Source organism: Aquabacterium sp. (genome assembly GCF_044226965.1).
GTDB lineage: Bacteria > Pseudomonadota > Gammaproteobacteria > Burkholderiales > Burkholderiaceae_C > Pseudaquabacterium.
On sequence record NZ_JBGAGA010000027.1, the window covers coordinates 60,421 to 71,304 of the forward strand.

Genomic DNA, 10,884 nt, shown 5'->3' on the forward strand with positions numbered 1-10,884 from the left:
CGCATTCCTTCTCGAACCCCATGGCCGCTGCTTCCCTGCTTGCCCTGCTCGACGACATCGCGCTGGTGCTCGACGACGTCGCGCTGATGACCAAGGTTGCGGCGAAGAAGACCTCCGGCGTGCTCGGCGACGACCTGGCGCTGAACGCCGAGCAGGTGTCCGGCATCCGCGCCGAGCGCGAGCTGCCGGTGGTCTGGGCGGTGTGCAAGGGGTCCTTGCTGAACAAGTTGATCCTGGTGCCCGCGGCGCTGCTGGTCAGCTTCTTCGCGCCCTGGGCGGTGCTGCCGGCGCTGATGGTGGGCGGCCTGTACCTGTGCTTCGAAGGCGTCGAGAAGCTCGCGCACAAGCTGCTGCACAGCGCCGATGAAGATGCGGCGCACGAACGCGCGGTGGCACAGGCACTGGCCGACCCGCAGCTTGACCTGGTGGCCTTCGAGCGCGACAAGATCCGCGGCGCGGTGCGCACCGATTTCGTCCTGTCGGCCGAGATCATCGTCATCACGCTGGGGGTGGTGGCGAGCCAGACGCTCGCGGTCAAGGCCAGCGTGCTCGCCGGCATCGCGGTGGCGATGACCTTCGGCGTCTACGGCCTGGTCGCGGCCATCGTCAAGCTCGACGACGTGGGCTTGTGGCTGAGCCGGCGCGACGGCGCTGCGTCGAAAGCCATCGGCCGCGTGCTGCTGCTGGCCGCGCCCTGGCTGATGAAGCTGCTGGCCATCGTCGGCACGATCGCGATGTTCCTGGTCGGTGGCGGCATCCTGGTGCACGGCTGGCCGGCGCTGCACCACCTGCTGTCCGGCTGGACGCAAGGCCTCAGCGGCATCGCCGCACTGGTGGCCTCGATGCTCGGCGAAGCCCTGGCCGGCATCGTTGCCGGTGCCATCGCGCTGGCGGTGGTGACGCTGGGCCAGAAGCTGCTGGCCCGGCGCAATCCAGCCTAGCGCACGCTGTCCTGGCGTGTCATCGGAGCGGCCGGCTGCGGCTGCCGCCGCGCAATCCACGCATTGATGTCCCGCTCCAGCAGGTCCAGCGGCACGGCGCCGTTGGCGAGCAGGGCGTCGTGGAAGGCGCGGATGTCGAAGCGCGGGCCCAGGGCGGCCTCGGCCTGCGCGCGCAGCGCCAGGATCTTGCGCTGGCCGATCTTGTAGGCCAGGGCCTGGCCGGGGTCGGCGATGTAGCGGTCGATCTCGTTGGTGATGTCGAGCTCGGTCTTCGGTGCGTTGGCCTTGAAGTAGTCGATGGCCTGCTGGCGCGTCCAGCCCAGCGCGTGCAGTCCGGTGTCGACCACCAGGCGCACCGCGCGCCACATGTCGTAGGTGAGCTGGCCGAAGCGCGCGTAGGGGTCCTGGTACAGGCCGAGCTCGTAGCCCAGCCGCTCGGAGTACAGCGCCCAGCCTTCGACGAAGGCGGTGTAGTCCGAGAAGCGGCGAAATTTCGGCAGCGCGCCCTGCTCCTGCGCCAGCGCGATCTGCAGGTGGTGGCCGGGCACCGATTCGTGCGCGGTCAGCACCTCGACTTCCCAGGTCGGCCGCGCCTCCGGCCGGTACAGGTTGACGTAGTAGTAGCCGGCGCGCAGGCCGTCGTCCGACGGGCCTGCGTAGTAGGCCGTGGTGGCACCGGGCGCCGACAGTGCCGGGATCGGCCGCACGCCGAAGGGCGTGCGGTAGAGCCTGCCGAACAGCCGCGGCAGCTCGGGCTCGATCTGCTTGGCCGCCAGCACGTAGCGGCGGAAGAGCGCGTCCGGGCTCGGCTCGTAGAAGCGCTTGTCGTTGCGCAGGAACTCGAAGAACTGCGCGTGGGTGCCCTGGAACCCCACCTGCTGCATCACCTGCTGCATCTGTTCGCGGATGCGTGCCACTTCCTCCAGCCCGATCGCGTGGATCTGCTCCGCGCTCAGCGTGGTGCTGGTGTGGAAGCGGATCCGTTCGGCGTAGAAGGCCAGGCCGTCAGGCGTGTCGCGCAGCCCCACGCTGCTGCGGCAGCCGGGGATGTAGGTGTCGCGCAGGAAGCGGTCGAGCCGGCGGTAGGCCGGCACCACCTGCTCGGCGATGAGCTGCCGGGCGCGGGCGCTGAAGGCCTCCCGGTCGGCAGCCGGCACCGCCTCGGGATAACGCGTGAAGCGCGCGTAGAACGGGCTGGCCTCGGGCTTGTCGACCAGCTGCTGCGCCAGCTGCGGCAGCACGCGCTCGACCAGCAGGCGCGGCGGCGTGCGACCCTGGGCCAGGCCCTCGCGCAGCAGCGCGATGGCCTGGTCGATGAAGGTCGGCAGCGCGGCGATGCGGGCGAGCCAGGTCTGCACGTCGGCGCTGGTCTCGTAGCGCATCAGCTCGACGGCCTCGTTGGCGGTCTGGAGGCCGCCGCTGGGCCGCAGCATGTAGAACTCGGGGTGGAAGCGCCGGGTGGCCAGATGCCGTTCACGGTCGGCCTGGAACAGCTCGTGGTTGCGGCGCTCGTCGGCGGAGAGCCTGTCGCGCGGGATCGCGGCCAGGTCCTGCAGGTCCTGGCGCAGCCCGGCTTCGCTGGCGTCGAAGGCGCTGCGGCGCAGGTCGGGCCACAGGGCATCGAAACGGTGGTCGCCGACGTAGGTGGCGCCCAGCGGGTCCTCGCGCAGTTCACGCTCCCATGCCCGGTCGAACACGGCCTGCAGGCGCTGGCCATCGGGCTGTGCATCGGGCGGGCTGGTCGTGGGCTGGGGCATGGCGCCGGGGCCGACGCTGGCGGCCACCGCCTGGCCCAGCTCGACCACTGCCAGCGCGTAGTAGCTGGACCGGTTGTAGCGGGTGAGGGCGTAGAAGTTCTGCGTGCCGGCGATGTAGCTGGGCGCATCGTCGCCGTTCTGCAGCGCCACCAGCGCCAGCAGGCCGTCGTGGCGGCGGCCGGCCTCGTCGAGGCTGGCGCCCTGGGCCGCCAGCTCGAAGGGCGTCATGTTCGGCAGGATGTCGGGCGCCAGCAGGCGCTGGCGGTCCTCGGCGTCGGCCGGCGGTATGACGCCGTAGTGCGTGGGCACCCCGGGTTGCCAGCCGTGCTCGGCCAGGTAGTGCGCGATGCTGCCGATCACGTCGGCCGGGCTGCCGGCCATGTCGACGTGGCCGTCGCCGTCGAAGTCGACCGCGTAGCGCAGGATGCTGCCGGGCATGAACTGGCCCAGGCCGATGGCGCCGGCGTACGAGCCCTTGATCGCCTCGGGCGCGAAGCCCTCGCGCTGCGCCAGGGTCAGGAACCGGCCCAGCTCGTCGCGGAAGAAGGCGCTGCGGTCGCTGCGGCCGGCCGGGAAGTCGAAGCTCAGCGTGGCCAGCGCGTCGAGCACGCGGAAGCCGCCGGTGAGGCGGCCGTAGTAGGTCTCGACGCCGAGGATGCCGATGATCACCGAGGCCGGCACGCCATAGCGCTGTTGCGCAGCGTCCAGCCAGCGCGCATTCGCCTGCCAGAAGGCCGCGCCGGCGCGGATGCGTTCGGGCTCGACGAAGCGCGCGCGGTAGGCGGCCCAGTTCTTGGCGATGCCGGTGGCCGGCGGCATGATGAGCCGCGCCACCGCGGGCTGGTAGCGGGCCTGGGCCAGCGCCTGTTCGACGGCGGCACGGTCGAGCTGCCGGCGCTCGGCCAGTTCGGCCGCGAAGCGCATCACGTCCTCGCGCCGGCCATAGGTGAAGCGGTCCGGGTCCTGGTCGCTCTGCACCGCGCGCGCCGGCGGCGTCTTGGGCGTGGGCTGCCGGGCGGGGCGGGCGGCCGAAGCCGGCAGCGCCAGCGCACAGGCGGCGGCCAGTGCTAACAATGAAAAGGCGTGGCCAGCGGGGCGGCGTCGGGCATCGTGCATGACGCCATTATCCCGGCTGCCACGGGGCCGCCCGCCGCTAGCCCGGTTGCAGCTGTATCGGCTTGCGGCGGCGCAGGCGCTGCGCCTCGCGCTCGAACTGGCGCCACCAGGTGGGGCCGGGCAGGCGGCGGTTCTCGTGGCCGTAGCGGCTGCGGTCCAGCGCCTCCAGCGCCTCGGCCAGCGGCGTGCCGGCCTCGCCGAGCTGGACGCGTACCTCGCGTGCCAGCGCCCTCGGCGCATGGTGCGGCTGCGCGTGGATGCCCAGCGGCAGCAGTGCCTCTCGGATCTGGCGGTGCAGGCGCTGCCACGGGTCCTGCCGGTGGCGGTCCCACCAGGCCCAGGCCGCGGCCGTGAGCGACACCAGGCTCAGCAGGCCGATCAGCGTCACCGTCAGGTCTTCCCAGCTCGGGGCGCTGAAGCCCATCGCCTCCAGCAGGTCGAACTGGCGGCTGCGCGAGTAGTTCATCACCCACTGGTTCCAGCGGTTGTCCAGCAATTCCCAGGTGCGGCGCAACTGCTCGGCGAGCGCCGGGCTGACGGAGGTGAGCGCACCGGCCATCAGCCCCGGGCGCGGCACCAGCGAGCGGCCGGCCTGCACCCGGTCGGGCGCCACGGCGGCGGTGGGGTCGGCGCGGCGCCAGCCCACGCCGGCCTGCCAGTATTCGGCCCAGGCGTGCGCGTTGCTCTGGCGCACGATCATCCAGCCGTCGGCATCGGGCGGCTCGGCGCCCTGGTAGCCGGTGACGATGCGCGCCGGCACGCCCATGGCCCGCATCATCACGACGAAGCTGGCCGCGAAGTGCTCGCAGAAGCCCTGCTTGCGGTCGAACCAGAACTCGTCCACCGCCTGCCGGCCGTAGGCGCCCGGCGCCAGCGTGTAGCTGAAGCCTTCGCGGCGGATGTGCTGCATCAGCGCCTGCGCCAGCTCGCTGGCGTCGGCGCGCGCCAGGCCGGGCTCCGCACGCAGCGCCCGGGCCCAGGCCAGCGCGCGCGGATTGCTGCCTTCGGGCAGGCGCGTCAGCTCGAAGCCCGCGGGCAGCGATTCGCGCGGGCCCATCTGGTAGTCGGGCCAGGCCTGCGCGTGCAGGCGCAGGCGGTCGGTGATCAGGCGGTCGGTTTGCCACTGCAGGTCGGGACCCAGGCGCAGCGGCCAGCCGGTGACCGACGGCGCGGCGCCGGGCTGGTCGGGCGTGGCCTCCAGCAGCGGCAGCAGCGACAGGCGGATCGGCTCGACGAGCAGTTCGTAGCCTACCGGTCTGCCGTGCAGTTGCAGGCGCGGCGGCACCCGTGGCACGCCGGTCAGCTGCGGCGGCTGGCGCCACTCCAGGCCGTCGAACTGCGTCAGCACCGGGCCGCGGAAGTACAGCTGCGCCTGCGGCGGCGGCCGGTCGTCGAACTTGATGCGGAAGGCGACGGTGTCGTCGTTGGCCACGTCCGCCACGCCGCCCATGCGCAGCGAGCCGGACAGGCCGGTGTGGCCCAGCCCGTCCTGCGGCAGGCCCCACAGCGGCCCGAAGCGCGGGAACAGCACGAACAGCAGCGCCATCAGCGGCAGCCCCAGCAGCGCCGAACGCGCGGCCACCTTGCCGGCGCGCTTCAAGGTGGGCCGGCCCACGGGCATGCTGGCCAGCACCTGCGCGGTGAGCAGGCCCCAGGCCGAGACCAGCATCCACAGCGCGGTGAGCAGTGATTGCGAATAGAGGCAGTGCGTCAGCACCAGGAAGAAGCCGAGGAAGAACACCACCAGCGCGTCGCGCCGAGCGCGCAGCTCCAGGGTCTTCAGGCCCATCAGCACCACCAGCAGCATGACGCCGGCGTCCTTGCCCAGCAGCGTGCGCTCGGTCCACAGCGTGAGCCCGGTGGCGATGACCAGCAGGCCGATCACCGGCCAGCGGTTGGGCAGCGGCCCGTTGGTCAGCGCCAGCCAGGCGCGCCAGGACAGCACCACCGCGGTGATGGCGCCGCACCACCAGGGCAGGTGGCCCAGGTGCGGCAGGATGGTCCAGCCGATCACGCCCAGCTGGAACAGCGTGTCGCGCGCCTCGCGCGGCAGCTTGTGCCAGCCGGGCCACAGCGGGCCCTTGGCGCCGGCTGCCGCGGCGCTCGCACCGGTGCTGGCCGCTGCATTCATGCGTTACTTGGCAGGTGCCACAGCGCCAGCGCTTCCAGTGCCGCGCGGCGCTGCGCCTCGCCGCTGCTGCAGGCCAGCTCCTGCCCCGGCAGGCGCAGGCCGAAATTGATGCCCAGCCGCTCGGCCGCCAGCACCCAGGCCGACAGGCGCGACAGCCGCGCCTCGGCATCGGGCAGCGCGGCCAGCTGGTAGTCCAGCCACAGCTCGCGGCTGGCGCTGGAGCTGGTGTCGCGGCTGACCATTTCGCCGCTCTTGGCCACCTTCTTCCACACCACCTGGCGCAGCGGGTCGCCGCGGCGGTAGGCCCGCACGCCGTCGAACTCGCCGCCGGAGCGCACCTGCGACTGCTGGCCACCGCCCGGCGTGGGCTGGGCCGCCGGCAGCCCATGGGCCGGTGTCTCGGGCCGGGGGTAGACCAGCACCTGGCTGGCCGGCCGCCACACGGTCCAGGCGCGGAACAGGCCGAGCGGGAAGTTGCATTCGGCCATCAGCGTGGGCAGCGCATGCAGGCCGCGCGTCTCCGGCACGAAGGCCAGCTGCGCGCTGGCATGGCCCTGGGCCGGCACGTCGATCCAGGCCAGGCCGCGCGCGCCGGCGCGGTACAGGCCGATGCCGATGGCGGGGCGCTCGCCGGCCGGGCTGCTGGCCACCACCTCGAGCAGCGCGCGTTCGCCCGCGAACACCGGCTGCGGGCTCTTCACCCGCAGCGACAGCCGCCGCAGGTTGCCATGGGTCTGCTGCATCGCGATCAGGCCCGCGCCACCGAGCAGGAAGGTGAGCGCGTAGCCCAGGTTCAGCTGGTAGTTGATCGAGGCCAGCAGCATCACCAGCAGCGTCACCGCAAAGGCCCAGCCGGTGCGCGTGGGCAGGATGTAGATGTTGCGCTGCCCGAGGGTCCAGCTGTCCGAGCGCGGCAGCCGGTTCTCGAAGAAGCGGCGAACGCGTTCGGCGATCACGGCAGGCCCACGGCCTCCATCATGGCGCGCACTTGTTCCACGCGGCCGCGGCCGGCGCTGGCCACCGGCACCAGGCGATGCGCGGCCGTTTGCGGCAGGATGGCCTGCACGTCGTCGGGCGCCACGTAGTCGCGCTGGCCGAGCAGGGCCCTGGCGCGCGCGGCGCGCAGGATCGCGATGCCGGCGCGCGGGCTCAGCCCCTCGACGAACCATTGGCCCGAGCGCGTGGCGGCGATCAGCGCCTGCAGATAGTCGAGCAGCGCATCGGAGACATGGACGCCGAACACCGCCTGCTGCGCCTCGATCAGCTCGGCCGGGTTCATCACCGCGCCCAGGCGCTCGATCACGTCGCGCCGGTCCTCGCCGGACAGCAGCGCGCGCTCGGACTGCCGGTCGGGGTAGCCGAGCGTGATGCACATCAGGAAGCGGTCGAGCTGGCTCTCGGGCAGCGGGTAGGTGCCGAGCTGGTCGGTCGGGTTCTGCGTCGCGATCACGAAGAAGGGCTTGGGCAGCGGCCGCGTCTCGCCTTCGACGCTGACCTGGTGCTCTTCCATCGCCTCGAGCAGCGCGCTCTGGGTCTTGGGGCCGGCGCGGTTGATCTCGTCGGCCAGCAGCACCTGCGCGAACACCGGGCCGGGGTGGAAGATGAAGCTTTCCTTCGAGCGCTCGAACACGCTGACGCCGACCAGGTCCGAAGGCATCAGGTCGGCGGTGAACTGCACGCGCGAAAAACGCAGGCCCAGCGACACCGCCAGCGCATGCGCCAGCGTCGTCTTGCCGACGCCGGGCACGTCCTCGATCAGCAGGTGGCCGCCGGCCAGCAGGCAGGCGATGCAGTCGTCGATCTGCGAGCGTTTGCCTACGATGATCGTGCTAATCTGGTCCGCCAGACGAGACAGGCGCCGCGCGAGTGTGGATTCCGACATGCGCGGCACCATAGCCCAAAAATCGAAGCGCGCCAGATGTCCACTGCGTTCTACACCCATGCCGAGTGCCGTTTGCACGATATGGGAGCCGGCCACCCGGAGTGCCCGCAGCGGCTCGATGCGATCACCGATCACCTGCTGAGCACCGGCCTGGACATCGCGCTGCAGCACCGCGACGCGCCGCAGGCCACGCTGGACCAGCTGGAACGCGCGCACACCGCGGGTTATGTGCTGCAGCTGAAGGACCGGCTCGAGCAGCTGGCGCAAAGCGGTGAATCGCGCGCGCTGGACCCCGACACCATTGCCTGCCCGGCCACCTGGCGCGCGGCCCTGCGCGCCGCCGGCGCCGCGGTGGCGGCCACCGAGGCGGTGGTGAACGGCGAGGTGGCCAATGCCTTCTGCGCCGTGCGCCCGCCCGGCCACCATGCCACGCGCGACGAGACCATGGGCTTCTGCTTCTTCAACAACGTCGCGGTCGGCGCACGCCATGCGCTGGACGTGCTGGGGCTGCAGCGCGTGGCCATCGTCGACTTCGACGTGCACCACGGCAATGGCACCGAAGACATCATCGCCGGCGACGACCGCGTGCTGATGGCCAGCTTCTTCCAGCACCCGCTGTACCCGGGCAGCGGGGCGGTGCCCAAGGGCACCAACATGGTCAACGTGCCGATCCCGCCGTACACCCGCGGCCTGGACGTGCGCGAGATCATCGAGGCGATGTGGATGCCGCGGCTCGAAGCCTTCCGGCCGCAGATGCTGTTCATCTCGGCCGGCTTCGATGCGCACCGCGACGACGAGCTTGGCCAGCTCGGCCTGGTCGAGGCCGACTACGAATGGATCACGCGGCGGCTGAAGGACCTGGCCGATCGCCACTGCGGTGGCCGCATCGTGTCCTGCCTCGAAGGCGGCTATGCGCTGGGGGCGCTGGCGCGCAGCGTGGCGGCGCATCTGCGGGTGCTGGCGGACCTGTGAGATGAGGCTTCGGCTGCTGTGGCGGGCCTGCCGGATGATCTGTGTGATGGCCTGCCTGGGCACCAGCGTGATCGTGTCTGCGCAGCAGGCGAGCGAAGAGGACGAGCTGGCCGCGGTGTTCGGCGGCCAGCCCACGGTGAGCATCGCCACCGGCAGTCAGCAGCCGCTGCGGCGCGCGCCCGCCGTGGCCACCGTGATCGGCGCGGCCGACATCGCGGCGATTGGCGAGGTCGAACTCGACCGCCTGCTCGAATCGGTGCCCGGGCTGCATGTCAGCCGCAGCAACCAGGGTTATGGGCCGCTGTACCTGATCCGCGGCATTGCCAGCGAGTTCAATCCGCAGACGCTGATGCTGCTGAACGGCGTGCCGGTCACCACCTTGTTCGTCGGCAACCGCGGCAACGTGTGGGGCGGGCTGACGGCCGACCGTATCGCGCGGATCGAGGTCATCCGCGGCCCGGGCTCCGCGCTGTACGGCGCCGACGCGTACTCGGGCGTGATCAACATCGTCACCAAGACCGCGGCCGATGTCGACGGCACCGAGCTCGGTGCGCGCATCGGCGCCCTCGGCCTGCGCGATGGCTGGCTGCAGCACGGCGGGCAGATCGGCTCCGCGCAGCTCGCGGCCTTCCTGCGCGTGGGCCGGCGCGACGGGCCGCACGGCACGGTCGAGCGCGACGCGCAGACCGCGCTCGACGAGCTGTTCGGCACCCGCGCCAGCCTGGCCCCGGGCCCGACGCAGCTGGGCTACCGCGCAGTGGACGGCGGGCTGGACCTGGCCTGGCAGGGCTGGCGGCTGCGCGCCGACTACAAGCTGCGCGACGACCTGCAGACCGGTGCCGGCGTGGCTGCGGCGCTCGACCCGGTGGGTCGGCTGCGCTCGCAGCGCCATCTGCTCGACCTGTCGCGCAACGACATCGGGCTCGGCGGCGACTGGACCCTGGGCCTGCGCGCCAGCTACATGCACTACGAGCAGACGCTGCCGGTGCCGCTGCAGCTGTTTCCCCCGGGCGCGTTCAACGGCGCGTTTCCGAACGGCATGATCGGCGCGCCCGAGACCTGGGAGCGCCAGCTGCGGCTGGGCGCGGTGCTGCAGCAGCAGGGGGCCGGCGCGCATCGCTGGCGCATCGGCATCGGGCACGACGACCTCGACCTGTACCGCACCCGCGAGTTCAAGAACTTCGTGCTGGTGCCCTCCGGCCCGCTGATCGGCCTGCCGATGCCCGACGCCGACGGCCAGGTGCACGAGGCCGCGCCCGTCGACACCTTCCTCGCGCCGCACCGGCGCCGGGTCGACTACCTGTATGTGCAGGACGAGTGGCACCTGCGGCCCGACTGGACGCTCACCGCCGGCGTGCGGCACGACCGCTATTCCGACGTGGGCGGCACCACCAATCCACGCGTGGCGCTGGTGTGGGACGCGCGGCTGGACCTCACGGCCAAGCTGCTCTATGGCAGGGCCTTTCGCGCGCCGGCCTTCACCGAGCAGTTCAGCGTGACCAATCCGGTGGTGCGGGGCAACCCGGCGCTGCGGCCCGAGACGATCCAGACCCTCGAAGCCGCGCTGGCCTGGCAGGCCACGGGTGACCTGCAGCTCCATGCGAGCCTGTTCGGCTTCGCCACGCGGGACGGCATCCGCATCGAGGGCGCTGCCGATGGCTCGGCCATGTTCACCAACATCGGCCGCCAGCGCGGCCGCGGGCTGGAACTGGAAGCGCAGTGGCAGGCCAGCCGGCACCTGCGCCTGAGCGGCAACCTGGCGCTGCAGCGAACGACCGACCAGGACACCGGCCAGGACGCCGGCTATGCGCCGCACCGCCACCTGTGGGCCCGCGCCGACTGGGCTGCCGCGGGCGGCTGGCTGGCCAGCGCGCAGCTCAACCAGGTGGCCGGCCGCCGCCGCGCGCCGGGTGACGCGCGCGCGCCGATCGCCGACTACACCACGCTCGACCTCACGCTGCGCAGCGCCCGCACGCGCAGCGGCTGGGAGTTCTCGGCCAGCGTGCTGAACCTGTTCGACGCCGATGCGCGCGAGCCCAGCCTGGCGCCGGGCACCAGCCTGCCGAACGACCTGCCGCTGGCGCG

At 72.1% G+C, this 10,884-nt stretch carries 7 protein-coding genes; 3 read left to right on the plus strand and 4 right to left on the minus strand.

Translation table 11 applies throughout. The annotated features are described in order from the left end of the window. The first annotated feature begins 20 nt into the window (after window positions 1–20). A complete protein-coding gene (locus tag ACILR4_RS14075; RefSeq protein WP_395701494.1) occupies window positions 21–941 on the plus strand; it encodes a DUF808 domain-containing protein in 921 nt (306 codons plus the stop codon). Here ACILR4_RS14075 and mltB read toward each other — a convergent pair. The 4 genes from mltB to ACILR4_RS14095 are packed head-to-tail and all read right to left on the minus strand — an operon-like array spanning window position 938 to window position 7,827. Then, window positions 938–3,814, minus strand: a complete 2,877-nt coding sequence (gene mltB, locus ACILR4_RS14080; protein ID WP_395701495.1) for a lytic murein transglycosylase B — start codon at window positions 3,812–3,814, stop codon at window positions 938–940. The genes ACILR4_RS14075 and mltB overlap by 4 nt on opposite strands. A 37-nt stretch (window positions 3,815–3,851) precedes the next feature. Then, a complete protein-coding gene (locus ACILR4_RS14085) occupies window positions 3,852–5,945 on the minus strand; it encodes a transglutaminaseTgpA domain-containing protein (RefSeq protein ID WP_395701496.1) in 2,094 nt (697 codons plus the stop codon). Beyond that, on the minus strand, window positions 5,942–6,901 hold the full coding sequence (locus tag ACILR4_RS14090; RefSeq protein ID WP_395701497.1) for a DUF58 domain-containing protein: 960 nt from the start codon (window positions 6,899–6,901) through the stop codon (window positions 5,942–5,944). The genes ACILR4_RS14085 and ACILR4_RS14090 overlap by 4 nt, the downstream gene beginning before the upstream one ends. Next, window positions 6,898–7,827, minus strand: a complete 930-nt coding sequence (locus ACILR4_RS14095) for an AAA family ATPase (RefSeq protein ID WP_395701498.1) — start codon at window positions 7,825–7,827, stop codon at window positions 6,898–6,900. Before ACILR4_RS14095 ends, ACILR4_RS14090 begins: the two co-directional genes overlap by 4 nt. 36 nt (window positions 7,828–7,863) lie before the next feature. On the opposite strand from ACILR4_RS14095, the gene ACILR4_RS14100 reads away from it, so the two are divergent. Continuing rightward, window positions 7,864–8,799, plus strand: coding sequence for a histone deacetylase family protein (locus tag ACILR4_RS14100; protein WP_395701499.1), 936 nt, complete (start codon window positions 7,864–7,866; stop codon window positions 8,797–8,799). Window positions 8,800–8,845: 46 nt separating this feature from the next. Next, on the plus strand, window positions 8,846–10,884 hold a 2,039-nt coding region (locus ACILR4_RS14105), incomplete at its 3' end, for a TonB-dependent receptor plug domain-containing protein (RefSeq protein WP_395701500.1).